This is a genomic window from Myxococcus stipitatus DSM 14675 (assembly GCF_000331735.1).
GTDB lineage: Bacteria > Myxococcota > Myxococcia > Myxococcales > Myxococcaceae > Myxococcus > Myxococcus stipitatus.
Genome location: NC_020126.1, coordinates 1,172,773 through 1,192,703, shown reverse-complemented (window position 1 = coordinate 1,192,703; position 19,931 = coordinate 1,172,773). Strand labels below are relative to the sequence as shown.

The following is a 19,931-nucleotide window of genomic DNA, read 5'->3' as shown; positions in this document are numbered from 1 at the left end:
GTCGGGAGTCGGGGGACGACCAGCGGCAGACCTTTCCACCTCCAGGGGGTGGCGCTTCACGTCCACCCCACGTCCGGGCCGAACCTTGAACTTCAACCCATGCCGCGGGCCGGAGGTCTTCCGGCCGCACGGAGAACGAACGATGGCCTGCTCGCTCCCCTCTCGCCGCTTCCTTGGCGCCTTGGCTCTCCTGCCCGTCGCGACGCTGGGCTTCGGGTGTGGACAGGCCCAGGCGCTCGGCGCGCCCAACCCCGCCGCCGTCACGTCGGCAGCAGCCGCCACCACGCCGTCGGGCGTGGCCGTGCAGCCCGCGCGCTTCAACCCCGCGACCGCCGGCACCGTGACGTCGCTCGCGCCGCTGGTCGACTCGGTGAAGGGCTCCGTCGTCTACGTCGAGGTGCAGTCGCGCCCCCGCCGCATGTCCGGCATGCAGGGCCTGCCGCCCGGCTTCGCGGAGCGCTTCGGCATGCCGCCCGGCATGGAGGGCAACTCACAGCCTCGCCAGGGCTTGGGCTCGGGCTTCATCATCGACCCCTCCGGCACCGTCCTCACCAACAACCACGTGGTGGAGGACGCGGACGTCGTGCGCGTGAAGCTGCAGGACGGACGCTCCTTCGAGGCCGAGGTGCTCGGAAGAGACCCGCTCACCGACGTGGCGCTGCTCAAGCTCAAGGGCGCGCCCGGAAACCTCCCGGCCGTGCCGCTGGGTGACTCGGACGCGGTGCGCGTGGGCGACGCGGTGATGGCCATCGGCAACCCGTTCGGCCTGGACTACAGCGTCAGCGCCGGCATCCTCTCCGCTCGCGCCCGCAACATCCACGCGGGCCCCTACGACGACTTCCTCCAGACGGACGCGGCCATCAACCCCGGCAACTCCGGCGGCCCGCTGTTCAACATGCGCGGGGAAGTCATCGGCATGAACACCGCCATCATCGGCGGCGCCAGCGGCATCGGCTTCGCCGTGCCCAGCAAGCTCATCCAGGCGCTCTTGCCCCAGCTCCAGGAGACGGGCGTGGTGCGCCGCGGCTGGCTGGGCCTGGCCATCCAGGACCTCACGCCCGAGCTGGCGCGCGCCCTCAAGGTGGACGCCAACAAGGGCGCGGTGGTGGCCGGCGTCAACCGAGGCGGCCCCGGTGACCGCGGCGGCCTGCGAGAAGAGGACATCATCACCTCCGTCGGAGGCCGCGCGGTGGACTCGGCTGGAGCCCTCACCCGCGCCGTGGCGCTGCTCAAGCCCGACAGTCGCGTGAAGGTGGAGCTGATGCGCGGCGGCAAGCCCCTGACGGTGGACGTGACGCTGGGCACGCGCCCCGCCCAGCGCGGCGAGGAGGAAGTCACCCCGCGCAACGCGCCTTCGCCCACCACGCGCAGGCTGGGCATCGGCCTGCGGGACGCGGAGGGCTCCGGCGCTCAAATCACCGCGGTGGAGCCCGGCAGCCCCGCCGAGCGCGCGGGCCTGATGCCCGGCATGGTGCTGGTGCAGGTGGGTGACGGCAAGGTGGGCAGCGCGTCCGAAGCGGCCAACATCCTGTCGTCCGCGAAGTCCGGCGCCGCGCTGCTGTTGCGCGTGCGCGCCCCGGACTCCGACGCCACCGTCCTGCGCGCCCTCGAAGTTCCGTAAGTCGCTCACGGCGTCCGGCGGGTTCTTCCCCTCCCACCGCCGGACGCCGTCGAGTCCTTGTCTACAGTTGCACCAGCGTCTTGAAGCCGCCCCACACCATGCGCTTCATGTCGAAGGGCATGGCCTCCGGGGCCTTCAGCCGAGGGTCCGCCGTCACCTTCTTGTTGATGCGGTTCCGCTCCGCGCGCGACTTGTAGAGAATCCAGGAGAACACCAGCGTCTCATCTGGCTTCAACTTCACGCTCCGGGCGAACATGGCCCGGCGCTCGTCGTCGAGGTCATCCGCGACGCACTCGGTGTAAGCCAAGGCGCCGTACTCCATCCAAATCTTGCCCGCCTGACGAGACACCTTGCGGTAGGCGGCGAGGTTCTTCGTGGGCACCGGCAACAGGAAACCATCCACATAGGCCATGGGGGCAGTGTAGCTCACGTCGCGGGACGGAAGCGCATGGCGCTCCACACCGTGTCGAGCGACACCATGCGCACGCACTGGATGCCGTCCTGCTCCAGCCGCGCCGCGAGGAGGTCGCGGTTGAGGTCCGTGCCCAGCTGCCCCGCCTTGGGATAGGCCAGCCACGCCACCCGGTCCTCCCGCGCGGATGCAATGAGGGGCGCGCACTTCGCATCCACGTCCTTCATGCTTTGGACGAAGATGAGCAACGCCTCGGCCTTCGAGGACGGGGTCGTCGCGACATCATCCAGGTCGACGCCGGTGGGCCTGCCGATGACTCGGGCCTTCATGCCCTCCTTGAGGTTCAGCTTCTTCGCCAGGCTCATCGGGTGCGCGCTCCTGCGTGGAAGTCCTGATGACAGCACCCGCTCCAAGGTGAGGCAATGAGGGCGTGGGCCTCGAGCGTCAGGTGATGCGAGAGGGACCCTGGGGCCCGCCCGGCCGGGGGGCTTCTGAATCCTCACGGCGTTTGGCGTAGAGTGCGGCTCGTGCCGCGCTGCCAGACATGTGGGCGGCGCTGGGAAGGCTCCCATGCGCCATGCCCGCCAAACGCTCCCTCGGACGGGGTCGGACGGCTGACGCCCGAGGAGCTGGAGCCGCCGCGCATCCCTGGCTATCGCGTCGATGGTGTCCTCGCGCATGGCGGCTTCGGCGTGCTGCTGGGAGCGTGGCGCGAAACGGACCAGCATCGGGTGGCCATCAAGCTGGCGCGGACGGGCAATGCCCTTGCGCGCGCACAGCTCCTCCGCGAGTCCGCCGCGCTGCGTGTGCTGGGGCCGCCCACCGTGCCCGCGCTGTATGAAGTGGGCGTGCTGGCCGGTGACGTGCGCTTCCTCGTCATGGAGCACGTGCCGCTGCCCACGCTGGCGGAGCGGCTGGCGCGTGCCTCGGGGCCCGTGCCGGCGCAGGAGCTCCCCGCGCTGGCCCTGTCCGTGGCGGACACCGTGGCGCGTGTCCATGAGCAGGGCCTGGCCCACTGTGACTTGAAGCCCGAGCACCTCTTCCTCAACGAGGACGGCGGCGGGCAGGTGCGTGTCTTCGACTTCGGCTTGGTGCGAGGCACCTCTCCCGTGGAGGGCGCCACGCTGCCCGGCGAGGGGCTCTCCGTCAGCGACAACTCCGGCTTCGCGGGCACCGCGGAGTACATGGCGCCCGAGCAGTGCGCGGGAAACTCGGACGTCGACACGCGCACGGACGTGTATGCGCTGGGCGTGCTGCTCTACGAGATGCTCACCGGCCGGCCGCCCTTCTTCGGCCCCACGCCGGACGTGCTGCAAGCGCACCTGGCCTTGCGCCCTCCGCCTCCGTCCGACTTCGCGCCGGTGCCTCCCGCGCTGGAGGAGGTCGTCCTGCGGTGTCTGGCCAAGGAGCGCGCCCGGCGGCCCGAGGATGCCGCCGCGCTGGCGAGCGCCCTGCGCGCGGCCTTCAGCCATGCGCACCGTCCCGTCGACCCGGTGACACCTCGGCCGTCGGCGCCGGGGGAGCCCAGGCCCGCGCAGGTGCGGCGCTCGGTGGCGGTGCTCTTCCTCACCTCGCGCGCCAACCCCGTCAGCGTGCAGAAGGGGCTGGCCTCCTACGGCGGACACCTGGCCTTCACGGACGGGCCGCGCATCGCCGCCGTGTTCGACCCGGACGTGGGAGAGAACCCCGTGCGCCGCGCCATGCGCGCCGCGGAGGGCCTGGCCGAGCGGGGCCTGGCCACCCACGCCCTGGTGGATGTGTCCGCCGTCACCGTGCAGCGCCGCCCCACCGGCACGCCGCGCTACCTGGGCGCCATCTTCTCGCGCGCGGACCGCTACCCCACGGGCGCCGACGCGCAGGGGCTCCTGCTGTCACCCGCCGCCGCGGAAGCGGTGCCCGAGGTGCCCTGCATGGACGTGCCCGGCCACCCCGGCGTGCTGCGTCCCGCGTCCCCGGGCGCGGCGCCGCGTCCGGACATCACCGTGCTGCAGTTGGGCAGCGAGGTGTTGGTGGGCCGCGAGCTGGAGCTGGCCTCGCTGGTGGACAGCGCCCGGACGGCGATGGGAGGAGCCGCGCCCACGCTGGTCACCGTCATGGGGGAGCGGGGGCTGGGCAAGAGCCACCTCGCCGCGGCGCTCGCCCGCGAGCTCCAGGTGCAGCTGCCGCTCGCGCGCATCTACAGCACCCGCTCGCGCGAGCCCGTGCAGGGCGACCCGGACGGCACGCTGCGCACGCTCCTGCGCTGCGCCCTCAACGCCTTCGAGCGCGACGACACGGACACGGAGGAGCAGGGCCGCGCGGCCATCATGCTGCGGCTGGGCCCCACGCTGGGCACGGAGCTGTGGCCCGGCGTGGCCGCGACGCTCGGGTGGTACGCACCGGGCGGGCCGGAGCTGCAGAGCTGGGCGGCGGCGCCCGGCGCGCTGCGCTCGCTGGCCATGCGCGCCACGGGGGAGATGCTCGCCTCCACCGCGCGCGAGCGTCCGCTGTGCCTGGTCATCGACGACGCGCACTTCGCGGAGGAGACCGCGCTGGACGCGCTGGAGTACGCGTGCCTGGCCGAGGCCAGCGTCCCCATCTGGGTGTGCGTGCTCGCGCGCCCGGGGTTCGAGAAGAGCCGCCCGCTGTGGGGGACTCGCGCGGCGCGGCAGGTCACCCTGTCCCTGCGCGCGCTCTCCGCGCCCCAGGCCCAGGAGATGTGCCGCATGCTCCTCAAGCCGGTGGAGAACGTGCCCGCGCAGGCGGTGGAGCGCATCGTCGAGCGCGCGCAGCACGTGCCGCTCTACATGGTGGAGCTGGTGCGCGGCCTCAAGCGCCAGGGCCTGGTGCGGCAGCGCGCGCCAGGGGGCAGCTGGTACCTGGTCACCGACGGCCTGGAGAAGGTGCCCGAGCTGCGGCTGGTGGAGTGGCTGGCGGACCGCGAGCTGGGAGCACTGCCACCCGCCCTGGCCGCGCACGCGAGGCTGTGCGCACTGCTGGGCACGGACTTCACCGCGGCCACCGCCGAGGGCGTGGTGCGGGAGCTGGAGCGCGACGGCGCGGCCGGAGGCTTCCCGCTGGATGCGGGCCATGCCACGCGGCGGCTGCTCGACTCGGGGCTCCTCGTCTCGCACCGGCTGGAGGGCTTGAGCTTCCGCAACGAGCTCCTGCGCGACGCGGTGGCGGCCACGCTCCCCGCCGCCGAGCGCCAGCGCATCCACCGCGCGGCCTATCGCTACTACCTGGGCCACGCGGGCTCGAGCGAGCGGCAGCGCCTGCCCCGCCTCGCGCTGCACGCCGCCGCCGCGGACATGCGCGACGAGGCCGCCGCGCTCTCCATCGACCTGGCCGAGTCCGCGCGCGGACGCCACGCGTTCCTCGAAGCGGAGGCCATGTACACGCGCGCGCTGGAGCTGCTGGACACCGAGGACGAGCTGCGCTGCCTCACCGCGCTGCGGGGCCGGGGGCTGATGCGCATCCGCATCGGCCGGTATGACGACTCGCTGGCGGACTTCGCCGCCGCCCTTGAGCGCGCGCGCCGACGGGGCGACAAGCGGGCGGAGGTGGAGCTGCTGCTCGACGAGGCCATGGCCCTGGACTGGGTGAATGACTATCCCACCAGCGAGGCCCGCGCGCTGGAGGCGCAGGAGAAGTCCGCGAGCGTGGGCTCTCCCTACGTGCAGGGCCGGCTGCTGCTCGCGGTGGGCCGCGCGCTGTTCCGCAAGGGCGAATGGGCGGAGGCCCGCGAGCCGCTGGAGGCCGCGGCGGAGATTGCCCGGCGCCTGGGCGACGCGGGCTACGAGACGCAGGTGGTGTCGCAGCTCCTGCTCGCCGTCATGCTCCCCAACCTGGGCGACATCGACGAGACGGACCGGGTGCTCTCCGAGGTCGTCGCCTCGTGCACGGAGCGCGGAGACCTCTTCCACCTGGGCAGCGCCATCAACAACCGCCGCAACCTGTGGGTGGCGCGGAGGGACCTGGCCAACGCGCTGAAGGACCAGGAGCGCTTCATGCACCTGGGGCGCGAGCTGGGCATGGTGGGCTGGGAGTACTTCGCCGAGCACAACCTCGGTGAGCTGCACTACCAAGCCGGAGACGCCGAGGCCGCCGCGCCCCACATCTCGCGGGCCATCACCCTGGAGCGCAGACACCCCGAGGTCGCGTCGCGCCCCTGGGCCCTGCTGCTCCAGGCGCGCACGCTCGCGTGGATGGGGCGACAGACGCGGGCGCGCGAGCTGCTCGCGCAGGTGCGGCAGGTGCTCACCGAGGGCCGCACCGGCATGGAGCTGAGCCCGTCGGAGGAGGTGCTCATCTCCATGGTGGAGCTCGCCACGCAGGACGCCTCGGCGGAGGACTGGCGCACCCTGCGGGAGCGCTCCAGCCAGGTGTCCGTGGAGCAGGAGCCGCTCGAGGTGCTGGAGATGATGGGCCTGGCGGCGCTGCGGCGCGGTGAGCCCCGCGAGGCCGTGCACATCCTGACGGACGCGCTCCAGCTGGCCTCGCGGATTCCCAACCTCATGGAGGCCCGCCTGCGCCGCTCACTGGAGCGCGCGCGGGACCTCAGGGAAAATCAAAGACACTCTCCATGAAGAAGTTCCGGTGCGCGTGGTGGACCTCCACCTTGCGCGCCAGCGCCTCCCACCCGAGCGCGCGGTAGGCCCCCGTCAGCAGCTCCTTCGCCTCGTCCTGCCAGGGAGGGGGCGGGCCCTGGTGCTCCCGCGTGAAGACCTCGCGCTCCAGGGAACGGACGGACCCGTGAAGCTCCCGGCCCAGCGCCAGCGCGTAGCGAGGGTCTCCTTCGCGAAGCCGCGCGCGCGCACGCGCCACCGCCTCCAGCACCGCGGGCCGTGACTCGGAGGAGTGATAGTCCGAGGGGAACTCGAAGCCCTCGCCATCTCCCAGGTCCGTCGCGATGCCCACGCCGCCAGGCTGTCCCGCGAGCAGGGTGCGCTCCGCGTAGGAGCGGCGCATCTTCGCCCGGTCTTCCAGGCGGATATCCTTCGACAGCTCCAGGAAGTCCTCGACGGCCTCCTTGAACATCCGCACGAGGAAGTAGTCCCGCTTGACGACGTCCGCGGGGTCCAGGCCGAGCTGCGCCGTCACCCCCGACTCGCCCGTCAGGTGCAGCGTGGGATGCTTCAGGACCTCGTCCGCCCAGTCCCGGAAGAAGTCGAGGAACGTCTCGCCAATCCAGCGTGTCTGGTGGTCCATCTTGCTGTGGACCACGCCGCTCGGGTGGAACCCCGGGTCGTCGAAGAAGAAGGCGAACGAGGCGAAGTCCGCGATGAACATCAGCGGTGTCTCGGGCAGCGTCTCGGGCCGGAGGTAGTGGATGCGCTCGTCGAGCCCGTCCTTGAGCGGCCACGCGAAGGCCTCCTCCGAGTAGTGACTCAGGAACCCGACGCCCACGTTCGAGGGCGAGATGCCCATGAGGTACTTCGGCGCCTGCCACTCCGCCGAGGTGAGGCTGTCGAAGAAGGCGAACGTCACCGCCGCCTGCTTCGGCAGGTACAGGCCATGCGTCCGGGCGAAGCGCGCCGCCACCCCCTCGTGCCGCGCCAGCGCCTTCTCCAAGGCCTGCGCGCGATTCTGGAGGAGCACGCCCCGAGGCTCCGGGCGGTGGCTCCGCACGAACTCCGGGTACTCCGCATCCGTCTGCTCGAAGTACGTGAGCGGTACGGAGGGGTTGCGCAGATACGCCTCGAACTCCTCCACGGAGTTGTACCGGGGGTCCTCCAGCGTCTCCAGGCACCAGTCGACGGAGCCGAACGGCTCGTGCTCCTTCGTCTCGAGGACGCGGCCCAACGCCTCCAGCCAGGCGACGAGGCGCGCCTCCGTGAGCAACTCCCGCTTGAGGGGGGCCTCCCAAGTCTGGGCCCCCAGGAAGGCTCCGGCCTCGTCCTTCTCCAGCGCGGCCAGGTGGAGCGTGAGCGAGTCCTCCGTCTCCTCCACGCAGGTCTTGTGGTCCTCGGACGGCATCACGTCCCTGGACCACCCCACCGTCCAGCCCCTCCGCGTCAGGGGAAAGAACCGGTTCGCAATCTCCTGAAATTCAATTGCACCAATCATGAGGTTGCGAAGAATACCCGGGACGGCGGAAAAGCCACCCCCAGAAAACCCGCGCCCTCACCGAGCCCCCCGTCAGGACATGACGCCCAGCAGCTTGAGCGCGCCGATGAGCACGCCCACCAGGGACTCCGCGGCGATGGCGCCCGCAGCCAGCGCGGGCACGTTGCGCCCCGTCACCTGGGGCCACCGCCACCGGGCAATGGCCGCGATGACACCTCCCAGACACAGCGTCACCGCGAAGTAGGCGGGGAGAATGAAGCCGATGCCCATGGCCACTGGAGAAGGCACCCACCGCGCCATGCGCCCCCGCGCCAGCAGCGTCAGGAGCGCCCCCACCCCCGCGGCCACGGCGCCCGCGAGCGCCGCGTGCGCCGGCATCCCCTCCAGTCCGCGCGCCGCCAGCTCCGCCACCGCGCGGAACTGATGAGAGAAGGGCGCGGGCAGCGCCTGCGAGCCCAGGCCATACGCCCGCGTCAGCAGCAGATAGGCCGGCACGCTCACCAGCGAGCCCACCAGCACCCCCAACAGCTGCGCCGCCAGCATCCGCCGCGAGGAGGCGCCCAGCAGGTGTCCCGCCTTGAGGGCCCACAGGCTCACGCCCGTCTGCGCCGCGGCGCCCGATACCAGCCCGCCCACCCCGATGTTGGAGGCCACGCTCCCCGGCAGCGCCACCCCCGCGGCCACCTGGGACAGCTGCCCCACCTGCGTCACGGGCGACACATCCACCTGGCCCGCGCCTCGGGCACACACCGCACACAGTGGCAACAGCAGCGCCAGTGACAACAACACCTGGGACACACTCAGGCCGAACACCGCCACGCCCAATCCCAGCGACAGCAACGCCGCGCCCGCGCCCCACCCCCAGGCCCACCGGGGCAGCAGCTCACCGCGCCCCAGCGAGCGCAGGTCCCTGGCCGCGCTCCGGAAGTCGCGCGCCTGCGCCAGCAGCGACACCAGCGCCGAGCCCACCAGCAACCCCACCCCGGGCCAGGTGAGCCACGACAGCAGCGAGTCGTAGCCCGCCTCCTTCACCACGCCCGTGCTCACGAGCCAGGGCGACAGTCCCCCCCACGCCACGAGCGCGCCCAGCAGCATGCTCAGCCCCAGGTGCAGCCCCGCCATCATCCCCACCGCCACCAGCATGGGACTCCACGCCACGCCCCACGCCAGCGACGCGGCCGGAACTCCCCCCACCGAGCCCGGCACGGCCACCATGCCCGGAAGGCGCTGGAGGATGTCCCGCAGCACCGTGACGCCCGTGGCCACGACCCCCGCCACCACCAGCCACACACCGCGGCCCTTGTTCGCCCGAGGCTCCGAGGCATGCATCGCGGTGATGAGCTCCGCGGTGGCGATGCCCGTGGGGAACGGCAGCGCCTCCTCCTCCATCAACCGGCGCCGCAGCAGGTGCGCGGCCAGCACGCCGAGGATGCCCAGCGCCACGCTCCACGCCGCCACGGCCACGCCGGGCACGTCCATCCCCAGCAGCATCAGCGCGGGCAAGGGCCCCAGCAGCCCCGCCGCCGCGGGCATCGCGCCCACCGACACCGCCGTCACCTGCGTGAGGTTGTTCTCCAGCGGCGTGTACGGCGAGCCCCGCGCGCGAGACACCGCCGCCATCCCTCCGAAGCCCAGCACCGCCGCCATCACCGAGCCGCTCTCCCACCAGCCCAGCTTCAACCCCATGGACACGTTGGTGACCGCCAGGAGCGCGCCAATCACGCCGCCCATGCCCAGCGCTCGCGCGGTCGACTCCCGGGGCTCGCCGCCCTCGGCGGGATGTGCCCGCGGCACCGTCTCGACGTGCGCCACCCCGGCGCGCGGGGTCACGGGCGAGGCCGCGGGCTCGCTCATCGACCCGCCTCCGCCGAGCGTCCCACCAGCTCCCGGAGCTGCGTGAGGTCCAGCGGCTTCGAGATTTTCAAGTTCGGCACCTCCCGCAGGAAGGACACCGTGCGGGGCGTGAAGGCGCCTCCCGTCATGAACACCATGCGGCCCGCCTGCTCCGGGGCGCAGCGCCCCAGCTCGTGGTACAGGTCCATGCCCGTCATCCCCGGCATCATCACGTCGCACAAGATGAGGTCGAAGCGGCTGCCTTCATTGAGCAGCCGCAGCGCCGCCTGGGCGCTGTTCGCCGTGGCGACCTCGTGGTCCGCCGCCAGCGAGCGCTGGAGCGCCAACGTCACGTTGGGCTCGTCATCCACGACGAGGATGCGCGCCCGCGCGTTCACCTGCACCACCGACTGCAAGCGCGGCAGCACCTCCAGCTCCCGCGTCGCCGCGCGCAGCACCACGCGGAAGGTGCTGCCCCGGCCCGGCTCGCTCTCCGCGTGGATGGAGCCCCCCATGGACTCGATGATGCCGTGACAGATGGACAGCCCCAGCCCCGTGCCCACGCCCACCGGCTTGGTGGTGAAGAACGGGTCGAAGATGCGGTCCATCACCTCGGGCGTCATCCCCATGCCCGTGTCCCGCACCTCCACCAGCACCCGGCCCCGGTCCCCCGCGCGGATGATGACGCGAATCTCATGCTCGTACTCCGGCGAGCCATCCTCCGGAATCGCCTGCGCCGCGTTGAGCAGCAGGTTGAGGAACACCTGGCACAGCCGCGACTCGCTGGCCTCCACCGGCGCCACCGGCTCGAACTCCGTCACCAGCCGGGCGCGGTGACGGATGACGTTGTCCGCCATCTTGCACGCCAGCTCCACCGCGCGGCGCACGTCCACCGGCATCAGCCGCACCTCCTGCTCGCCGCGCGCGAAGACCTTCAGGTCGCGGACGATGGTGGCGATGCGCTCGGCGCCCTCCGTCGTCTCGCGCACCAGCTGCTGCAGCGAGGCGATGGCCGCCGCGGGGACGTGGCTCTCCATCCGCTCCAGGCCCTCCCGCACGAGGTGCAGGTTGACGAGCATGTAGGCCAGGGGGTTGTTGATTTCATGCGCCACGCCCGCGCCCAGCGTGCCCACCGACGCCAGCCGGTCCGCCACGACGAGGTGCGCCTGGAGCTGCTTGCGCTCCGAGGTGTCGCGGTGGACCATGATGTTGGCGATGGCGCGCCCCTCGCTGTCGCGCAGCGGCACCACCACCGACTCGCACCAGCACGTGGTGCCGTCGTGGCGCTTGAACTCCAGCTCCCCGCTCCAGCGCCCCTGCTTCTCCAGGCCCGCCAGCACCATGCCCGTCATCCGGTCCGGCTCGTCCGGGTGGAGCACGCGGAACAACGTCTGTCCCATGGCCTCCGACTTGTTGCGGCCGAACATCCGCTCCGCGCTGGCGTTCCAGTCGATGATGCCGCCGCCCAGGTCCGTAATCACCACGCCGTCGTAGATGCTCTCGAAGATGAGCGCCTGGCGGTTCAGCTCCTGCTCCGCCTGCTTGCGGGCGGTGATGTCCATCACCGTGCCCGTCACCCGCGCCGGCACCCCCGCCGCGTCACACAGCACGTCGCCCTTGCAGGATATCCACCGCCACCCGCTGCCCGGCGGCTCAATCCGATACTCCACATCCACCTGCGTCTTCTTCTCCAGCGCGATGGAGAGCGCCTCGCGCACGCGGGGCAGGTCCCCCGGGTGCACCACCTCCTCCAACTCCATGGCGCGGCCGGACAGCTTGCCCACGGGCAACCCCAGGAGCCGGTCCACCTGTTCGCTCCACGTCACCCGGCCGCTCTGCGCATTCCAATCCCAGATGCCCACGCGCGCCGCGGACAGCGCCTGGCGCAGCTGCTCCTCGCGCTGCTCCAGCACCTCGCGCTTGGAGAAGCGGAACACGGTGACGGTGCCAATCTGGAGACGGTCCCCCTCCTGAAGCTCCGCCGTGGCGATGGGCGTGCCGTTGAGCAGCGTGCCATTGGTGGATTCCAGGTCCGTGACATGGCAGCCCCCGTCGGGCGCGCGGACGATGCGGGCATGCTTGCGCGACACCCCATGGTCGTCGATGCGCACGGTGGCATCCGAGCCCCGGCCGATGATGTGCTCCCCAGGCTCCAGCCGGAACGCCCGACCGATGGCGGCCGGCGTCGTCGTGCTGATGAGGATGAGACAGGCGCCCGTCGAGGAAGGTGGAGCCAGCGCCAGTCCGGCGCAGGTCGTGAGGTCATCCAAGGTCGTCATCACACAGCCCCCCGGCACCTCCGCGCCGCGTCCGTCCGCCCGACCTCCCCCGGCATGCACGCGTGGTGTCACATCCCGAGAATCCAACAGCCCCGGGCCACGGCGTCCAACCACCTGGGGTGATGGGCCGCCCCAGCATACGCCAGGCAACATCTGCCCCGCCGTCCCCCGCCGGAGGTGACGAATGGTGAACGCCCGCTCCACATTGGCGCGACGCGGCGGACACTTCGGGCCCGGGGCATGCAGCACGTCTTTCGCGCGGGTGCTAGGCTCAACCCCGCATGGCGGCCGACTCCGAGAGCACCTTCCGCATCCAGGCGCGTGCGGAGCTGCATGGCTCCGAGCGGGGACGCGGCGAGGCGAACCGGGGAGAGCGAGGACCCGGCACCCTCGCGGGTGAGTACGTCCTCAAGGCCCTCCTGGCTTCCGGAGGCCACGGCAGCGTCTACGAGGCCGAGCACCGCATCCTGGGCCGAAGGGCCGCGGTGAAGGTGCTGCACCCCCACCTGGCGGATCAGGGCGAGATGCTCAAGCGCTTCGTGCGCGAGGCCCGCGTGGTGAACCAGATTCGCCACCCCAACATCGTGGACGTCTATGACTTCGGGCTGATGCCGGACGGCAGCCCCTACTACGTCATGGAGCTGCTCACCGGACGGACGCTCGGTCAGGTGGTGCAGGAGCGCGGCCGGCTGTCCGCGTCCCGCGCCCGCGCGTACCTGGAGCCCGTGTGCGGCGCGCTGGAGGCCGCCCACCGCGCGGGCGTGGTCCACCGCGACCTGAAGGCCAGCAACATCCTCGTCGTGGAGGAGGGCGAGAAGCCTCGGGTGAAGCTGCTCGACTTCGGCATCGCCAAGCTGCTGCACGCCGAGCCGTCTCAAGAAGGGCTCACCATCGCCGGCCAGCGGCTGGGCACCGCCCATGCCATGGCCCCCGAGCAGTTCCGAGGCGGCGCCATTGGCGCCCACACCGACATCTACGCGCTGGGCGTGCTCCTGCATCAGCTCCTCACCGGCCGCTATCCCTTCCTCTGCGAGGACCGGATGGAGTTGGAGCGGCTGCACCTGGAGGCCCCGCCGCCCCGCCCCAGCGCCATCGCCCCCGTCTCCCCCGCCGTGGACGCGGTGGTGCTGCGCTGTCTGGAAAAAGACGCCAGCCGCCGCTACGGCGGGGTGAGCGCCTTCCTGGCCGCGCTCGCGGACGCGGCCGAGGAGCCCGTGCAGCCCACGCACCGCTCCCGGCTGGCGCTCGGCGTCCACGCGGAGGTGGTGCTGCCCACCGCCACGCAGGACGACGACGCCCTGTACGCGGCACTCGCGGACGTGCTGGACAGCCTGGAGCAGGGCCTGCGCGCGGGAGGCTTCCTGCTCGCGCTCCAGTCCGGCACCACGCTGCTCGCCGTGCGTCCGCTGGAGAACGGTGCCCCCACCCCGGAGCGCACCGCCTATCTGCGCGAGGCCGAGCGCGCCCTGCGCCTGCTGCAACAGACCGCGCAGAAGCTCGCCGAGCCCGCGCGCGCCCGCGTCCACCTCTGCCTGCACCTGGGACAGGCGGAGACACGCGGTGACTCCACCGAGTCCGAGGTCGTCGGTGGCCCCGTCACCGACGTGGGTGCCTGGAGACTGCGTGGACCGGAGGGCTTCGCCCTCACGCCCGCGGCCGCCATCGCCATGGAGTTCCCGGAGCCCATCCACACCTCCCGGGGATGACATCCCTCCGTTGATTTCAATCCACGGCCCATCCCCTGGGTCATGGACTGCACGCATGAACTGTCTTTGAACCGACCCGATTGGGAAAACTTTTACCCATCGGAATTCACATACGCGACTCGCCCCCAAATCTTGCCGTACCCGCAAATTCCAACAGCAGTGCTTGAGAAACTTGGAATGGCTGGGCGGCAAGGTGGTCAGCCACGGCTGACCGTCACACATGGGGGAATGCATGAACCACACATCCGCCTCGCAGTCGCGTCGTCACGTCACCACCAATCCGAGCCGCATCATGGGGTATGCGGCGGGGCTCCTCGGGCTGCTGGTGCTGGGAATCGGGACGGGGGCCTGTGGCGTAGGAGTCGAGACAGTGGAGGAGGAAGTCGCGCGGGCCCGGCGCGGAGAGCTCTCCAGCAATGGACTCTCCACCAACGGCTTGTCGACCAATGGCTTGTCAACCAATGGCTTGTCAACCAACGGCCTGTCGACGAATGGATTGTCGAAAAACGGCTTCGCGACCTGGTTCAACCAGGACCCGGCCACGGCGGACTCGGTGATGGAGTACGTGGTGAAGTGCGCGGTGCCGTCCGGGGAGGTGAGACAGTTCACCAACCCTCTCACGGGGACGCTGCACACCTGGAATGGCGCGCTGGGCCTGGCGCCGGGCTGGGCCGCCGGTGCCTCGGCGACGGTGGTGGAGCAGGAGGTCATCTCCGCGTGTCTGGCGGCGCACGCGAACAAGTATGGAATCCACGTGGCCATCTCCGTGCTGGGCAACAGCGCGGCGAGCGGCACCCCGCCCATCCCCTATACGCAGGAGGAATTGGCGACGTTCAGCGAGCCGGAGTCCTGCTTCTTCGGCAACCTCTTCGACGGCACGGGCGTGTTCGCGGCCAATGACCAGCCCTACCTCCCGGCGGACCGGAGCACGTCACGGACGTGTGGACTGGCCTCGGGCCCCACGCAGTCCTGCCCGCCGCTCACGCACCTGGGGATGTGCGCGTCGCTCTGCCAGCGCGCGGTCGGCAGCGGCGGCGCGGCGCTGCCGTACTACGCCACCTGCACGCACGCGGGCCGCGACTTCCGCCCCCTGACGGCGCGCCTTCGCCCGCAGGATATCTACCAGTGCGGGGATGGCATCTGTCAGTTCACCGAACATTGTGGAACCGGCACCAGCGCCTCGAGTTGTCAGTCGGACTGTGGCACCTGCCCTTGAGGGCAGCGGCCTCCACACCGCGCCATGCCCGCACCAAGATGTCCTCCCAGGACCGCGCTCTCATAGGAGAAGACAGCCTCTGAGGTCGTGTTATGGTCTCCCCATTCCCGAGGTCGGGCCGGACATGGAGAGGTGGCATGAACGGTCTTCTCGTCCTGGATGCCCCCGAGGGCACGGACATCGCCGGCTACACGGTGGAGGGCTTGCTGGGCGCGGGAGGCTGCGGTGTGGTGTATCGCGCCTCTCGTGACGGGCAGGCCGTGGCGCTCAAGCTCCAGTCCCTGGAGCACCTGGGCGACCGCGCCGTGCGAGAGGTGGACACGCTGACGCGGCTGGCTCATCACAACGTGGTGGGCTTTCGCGCGGGAGGGCTGTTCCCCCCCGAGGCGCCCGAGTGGCTCTACCTGGCCATGGAGTACGTGCGCGGGCGTCCGCTGGCGCAGTGGGTGGAGGAGGAGAACCCCGGCGCGCGCCGCGTGGCGGAGCTGGCGCTGGGGATGGCGCGAGGACTGGAAGCAGCCCACGCGTCGGACGTGCTCCACCGCGACATCAAGGAAGCCAACGTCCTGGTGCGCGAGGAGGACGGCACGCCGGTGCTGATGGACTTCGGCGTGGGCGAGTCCGCGGAAGCCCCGCGTCCGCCGCGCGGAGTGCTCCCGCCCGGCACGCCGCGCTACCGCAGCCCGGAGGCGCTGATGTTCCGGCGCGAGGGGCGCGAGGGCGTCTATCCACCCACGGCCGCGGATGACCTGTATGCGCTGGGCGTCGTCCTCTACTGGATGCTGACCGCGCGCCACCCCTTCGAGAACGTGGAGACGCCCGAGGGGGAGCTGGCCGTCATCCACCATCCGCCCGTGACTCCCGGCGCCCTCAACCGGCGCGTGCCCTGGGTGCTCAGCGAGCTGTGCCTGCGGCTGCTGTCGAAGGAGCCCTGGCGGCGAGGCACCGCGAGCACGTGCCGGGTGGCGCTGGAGCTGGCGCTGACCGGCGTCGAGGCGGCCTGGGACGTGCCGCTGTTCCCGAACACCGCGGAGCTGCCCGCCGACCTCCAGGGCCCGGGGACCGCGTCGCGAGGCCGCCGCACGACGCAGACGGGGGGCCTGCCCGCGTACCCGGGCGCGGTGGAGCTGGCGGAGACGCCTCGGCTCATCGTGCATGCCCGGCCGGTGTCGCGGCGCACGCACCGCCGGGAGCTTCCGCGCGCCCTGCTCGCGCTGGGCGTGGGGGCGTGCTTGATGGGCGGCGCGTGGTGGGCCAGGCGCTGGCATCCCGCGGTCCTCGCGACGTCGCTGAGCAGCCATGCGCAAGGGGCGGAGCCGGACGCGCGTCCAGGGCCCGGGCCCACCGGGCGGCGCGCACCGGACTCGCTGCCCTCCCGTCGGCCCGGCGTGACGGCTCCCGCCCCCTGAAACATTCCAGCCGTCGACACACCCGTGCTTCGTGCACCGGGGTGCGCTGGCGGTCCGGCTCCGGGGGAGTGGAAACTTCCAGTCTCCGACGGTGCCAGCGCCAGCCGGGGTGGGCTCCCGTCGACTACCCATCTGGACGGGCCCGACTCCAGGCGCGGGCCGACATCGGCTCCTTGCTCGACACGGCGCGCCGGTGTTGACTGCCAACACATCCGCCCGGCCCCCCGCGATGCTCCCGGGATGGACACCTGACGCCGGGACTGCGACGTGATGACGCTACGAGCCAGGGTGCTGTTGATGTCGGCGGTGGCCCAGAGGCGCGGCACGCTGCGGCGTGCGTGGAGCGCCCGCCAGGGCTTCACCCAGGGCACGTCCAGCGCCAGCTCCGATTTCTCTCGCGAGGCCGCGGAGGCCGGACGGCGGCTGGAGGAGACGGTCCGCGAGCGCACCGCGGAGCTCGAGGCCGCCAACGCGAAGCTGTCCCGCAGCCTGGAGCAGCTGCACGCCACCCAGGCGCAGCTGCTCTTCGCGGACCGGCTCATCGCCCTGGGCCGCATCGCCGCCGGCGTCGGCCACGAAATCAACAACCCCCTGGCCTTCATCCTCAGCAACCTGGAGTACATCCACCAGGAGCTCCAGCAGAAGGAGGAGCTGGCCGAGCAGGAGCGCCAGGAGGTGCTGGAGGCGCTGGCGGAGACCCGCGACGGCGCCGAGCGCATCCGCCTCATCGTCCGGGACCTCCAGACGCTCTCCCGCTCCGAGGACGTGGGCAGCGGCCCGTCGGACGTGGGCTCGGTGGTGCGCACGGCGGCGAAGATGGCCATGCACGAGCTGAGGCACCGCGCGCGGCTCGTCGTGGAGTGCGACGGCGTGCCGCCCGTGCAAGGCAACGGCGCGCGGCTGGGCCAGGTGTTCCTCAACCTGCTGCTCAACGCGGCGCAGGCCATCGTCCCCGGCCAGGTGGAGGTCAACGAGGTGCGCGTCGTCGCCAGCGAGGCCATGCCCGGCCGCGTCGTCGCGGTGGAGGTGCGTGACACCGGCTGCGGCATCTCCCCCGAGCACCGCGAGCGCATCTTCGACCCGTTCTTCACCACCAAGCCCCTGGGCGTGGGCACGGGCCTGGGCCTCGCCGTGTGCCACGGCATCGTCACGTCCCTGGGTGGCACGCTGACGGTGGAGAGCGCCCCCGGTCAGGGCAGCACCTTCCGCGTCACCCTGCCCGTGGCCGGCGCCTTCGCCCTGCCCCCACGGCAGCTGGACGCCGTCGTCTGACGGACTCCGCCCACACGTCGTCGTAGGACGTCATGCCCTCCATCGGCGGCGCGTAGACGTGCAGCGACACGGCCCGGTGCCGCGAGTCGTTGAGGACGCGGTGGATGGTGTGGGACTCCTCGCGCATCAAGTCCCCCTCGCCCGCGCGCCGCTTCGCGTCCACGCGCAGCCGGTCTCCCGCCCACGCGAAGCGCGTCTCGCGCAGCTCGCCCTGGAGGAGCAGCGACGCGCCCCAGGAGCCTCCGTGGTCATGCAGCGGCGAGCCCTGTCCCGGCAACCAGCACACCAGCAGCAGCTCACACGCGCGCGTCCTCGCCAGCGTGCGGCGGGCATAGCGGGCGTCATCGAAGCGGGTCAGCGACTCCAACAGCCCCCAGTCAGGCCGGCTGTCGCGAAGCCGGGCCACCAGCCAGGCCAGGGAAGGCACCTGCGCCCCGTCCTCGGGGAGCGCCCAGCCGAGCAGGCTTTGCGTGTCCGGCACCTCGATGTCCCCTGCTTCCGTGGCGTGCTCTCGCATGGGTCCTCCGGAGTGTGCGTCGGAGTGTGGACACGCCCTGGCACCGCGGCCAGGGGTTGGCGTCCGGAATTCTTCATCCAGCTTTCAAAGATTCGCGCGCATGCCCGGATGCCGCGGCGCGGGGGCGGACTTAGGATTGCGGCGTGCGAGCACACGAGAGCCCATGGGATGTGGCCATCGTGGGAGGTGGTGCCAGCGGGACGCTCCTGGCCATCCACCTCTTGAGGCAGGCGCATGTGCCGCTGCGGATTCTCCTCCTGGAGCGCGACGAGCAGGTGGGCCAGGGGCTCGCCTATTCGACGCGCAACGACTGTCACCTGCTGAACGTCCCCGCCGCGCGGATGGGGGCCTTCGGCGATGACCCCGAGCACTTCCTGCGCTGGATGCGGCGGACCGAGCCCGGCACGGCGGCCGGCGACTTCGTCCCCCGGCTGCACTACGGCCAGTACCTGGAGGAGGTGCTGAAGGAGGCCATCGCCTGGTCGACCCCTGGGGTCCACTTCGAGGTGATGACCTCGGATGTCCACTCGCTCCGCGAGCACGCGAACCGGGTGACGCTGTCGACGCGCGACGGCGCGGTGGTGGCCAGGACGGCGGTGCTGGCGCTGGGCAACGCGCCCCCCGCGAACCTGCGCGTCGAGGACGGCGGGCTGTACACGAGCGGGCGCTATCACCGCTCGCCCTGGGCCGAGGGCGCCCTGGCTGGCGTGGGGACCCGCGACACGGTGCTGCTGGTGGGCACGGGCCTCACCATGGTGGACACCGTGCTGTCGCTGGAGGCACAGGGCCATCGCGGGACGGTGCACGCGCTGTCGCGCCATGGCCTGCTGCCTCACCGGCACGCGCGCTCCGGCGCCGGCGCCTATGCGTCGCCGCCCATCCGGGCCGTGCTGCGCGCCCTGCGCCCCACGTCCTCCAGTCCCCTCCAGGCGCGCGCCGTGCTGCACCTCCTGCGGGAGGAGGTGGCCCGCGCGGAGCAAGCGGGGGCGAACTGGCGCGCGGTGGTGGACGCGCTGCGGCCGGTGACGGTGCCCCTGTGGCAGCGGCTCCCCCTGGACGAGCGGCGGCGCTTCCTGCGCCACCTGCGCGCCTATTGGGACGTGCACCGCCACCGCATGGCCCCCGCCGTGAGCGACCAGGTGGAGCGACTGAGGGCCAGCGGCCGGCTGCGCCTGCACGCCGCCCGGGTCCGCGGCTTCGCGCTGGACGACGCGGGCCAGGTGAGCGTGCGCCTGGCGCCTCGAGGCCAGCGCCGCGAGGAGCGGCTCCAGGTCCAGCACGTGGTGAACTGCACCGGCCCGGAGGGGCTGGGCGTCCGGCATGGCCACCCGCTGCTGCGCGACCTGACCGAGGCCGGCACCGCGCTCCCGGACGCGCTGGGCCTGGGCCTGGCGACCCACGGCCCCGGTGCCCTGCTGAACGCGCGCGGAGACGCCCGGGGCCGCCTCTTCACCCTGGGGCCCCTGCGCCGCGGTGAGCTCTGGGAGACCACCGCCGTGCCGGAGATTCGCGTCCAGGCCCGCGCCCTGGCCGACCACCTGCTCGAGCGGCTGGGCCGAGGCCTCGCCCGTCCCCCCGAGCCCCTGGCCGAGCCCGCCGCCGACGGCGGCACCTAGCC

Annotated in this window: 13 protein-coding genes; 7 read left to right on the top strand and 6 right to left on the bottom strand. The window is 72.0% G+C overall.

Annotation, left to right across the window (positions count from 1 at the left end):
* Positions 1-142: 142 nt before the first annotated feature.
* Positions 143-1,621: a Do family serine endopeptidase gene (locus MYSTI_RS04790; RefSeq protein ID WP_015346571.1), complete on the top strand. Its 1,479-nt coding sequence runs from the start codon at positions 143-145 to the stop codon at positions 1,619-1,621.
* 61 nt (positions 1,622-1,682) lie between these two features.
* On the opposite strand, the gene MYSTI_RS04785 is transcribed toward MYSTI_RS04790, so the two are convergent.
* Both MYSTI_RS04785 and MYSTI_RS04780 read right to left on the bottom strand, forming a co-directional pair.
* Entirely contained in the window at positions 1,683-2,051 is a 369-nt protein-coding gene (locus tag MYSTI_RS04785) for a DUF1428 domain-containing protein (protein WP_201768950.1), read from the bottom strand.
* Positions 2,048-2,398, bottom strand: a complete 351-nt coding sequence (locus MYSTI_RS04780) for a hypothetical protein (protein ID WP_015346569.1) — start codon at positions 2,396-2,398, stop codon at positions 2,048-2,050. The genes MYSTI_RS04785 and MYSTI_RS04780 overlap by 4 nt, the downstream gene beginning before the upstream one ends.
* 162 nt (positions 2,399-2,560) lie before the next feature.
* Here MYSTI_RS04780 and MYSTI_RS04775 point away from each other — a divergent pair, with 162 nt between their 5' ends.
* Positions 2,561-6,601: a serine/threonine-protein kinase gene (locus MYSTI_RS04775; protein WP_015346568.1), complete on the top strand. Its 4,041-nt coding sequence runs from the start codon at positions 2,561-2,563 to the stop codon at positions 6,599-6,601.
* Here the strand turns inward: MYSTI_RS04775 and MYSTI_RS04770 are convergent.
* From MYSTI_RS04770 to MYSTI_RS04760, 3 genes are all read right to left on the bottom strand, one after another.
* Positions 6,573-8,012 (bottom strand): hypothetical protein, encoded by a 1,440-nt coding sequence (locus MYSTI_RS04770; protein WP_144369991.1) that lies wholly within the window; start codon positions 8,010-8,012, stop codon positions 6,573-6,575. The genes MYSTI_RS04775 and MYSTI_RS04770 overlap by 29 nt on opposite strands.
* A gap of 141 nt (positions 8,013-8,153) precedes the next feature.
* On the bottom strand, positions 8,154-9,935 hold the full coding sequence (locus MYSTI_RS04765; RefSeq protein ID WP_015346566.1) for an OPT/YSL family transporter: 1,782 nt from the start codon (positions 9,933-9,935) through the stop codon (positions 8,154-8,156).
* Positions 9,932-12,193: a serine histidine kinase EspA gene (locus MYSTI_RS04760; protein WP_015346565.1), complete on the bottom strand. Its 2,262-nt coding sequence runs from the start codon at positions 12,191-12,193 to the stop codon at positions 9,932-9,934. The genes MYSTI_RS04765 and MYSTI_RS04760 overlap by 4 nt, the downstream gene beginning before the upstream one ends.
* A gap of 281 nt (positions 12,194-12,474) precedes the next feature.
* Between MYSTI_RS04760 and MYSTI_RS04755 the strand changes: the two genes are divergently transcribed.
* The 4 genes from MYSTI_RS04755 to MYSTI_RS04740 all read left to right on the top strand — a co-directional run bounded on the left by MYSTI_RS04755 (position 12,475) and on the right by MYSTI_RS04740 (position 17,796).
* A complete protein-coding gene (locus MYSTI_RS04755) occupies positions 12,475-13,899 on the top strand; it encodes a serine/threonine-protein kinase (protein ID WP_015346564.1) in 1,425 nt (474 codons plus the stop codon).
* Positions 13,900-14,131: 232 nt separating this feature from the next.
* Positions 14,132-15,115: a hypothetical protein gene (locus MYSTI_RS04750; RefSeq protein ID WP_044278863.1), complete on the top strand. Its 984-nt coding sequence runs from the start codon at positions 14,132-14,134 to the stop codon at positions 15,113-15,115.
* Between the two features lie 137 nt (positions 15,116-15,252).
* Positions 15,253-16,524, top strand: a complete 1,272-nt coding sequence (locus tag MYSTI_RS04745) for a serine/threonine-protein kinase (protein ID WP_015346562.1) — start codon at positions 15,253-15,255, stop codon at positions 16,522-16,524.
* Positions 16,525-16,794: 270 nt separating this feature from the next.
* Complete coding sequence (locus tag MYSTI_RS04740; protein WP_015346561.1) at positions 16,795-17,796, top strand: sensor histidine kinase; 1,002 nt, start codon at positions 16,795-16,797, stop codon at positions 17,794-17,796.
* On the opposite strand, the gene MYSTI_RS04735 is transcribed toward MYSTI_RS04740, so the two are convergent.
* A complete protein-coding gene (locus MYSTI_RS04735; protein ID WP_015346560.1) occupies positions 17,735-18,313 on the bottom strand; it encodes a cysteine dioxygenase in 579 nt (192 codons plus the stop codon). The genes MYSTI_RS04740 and MYSTI_RS04735 overlap by 62 nt on opposite strands.
* Before the next feature lie 143 nt (positions 18,314-18,456).
* Here MYSTI_RS04735 and MYSTI_RS04730 point away from each other — a divergent pair, with 143 nt between their 5' ends.
* The gene (locus MYSTI_RS04730) at positions 18,457-19,929 is read left to right on the top strand and encodes an FAD/NAD(P)-binding protein (protein ID WP_015346559.1); all 1,473 of its coding nucleotides are present in this window, start codon (positions 18,457-18,459) and stop codon (positions 19,927-19,929) included.
* The last annotated feature ends 2 nt before the right edge of the window (positions 19,930-19,931 follow it).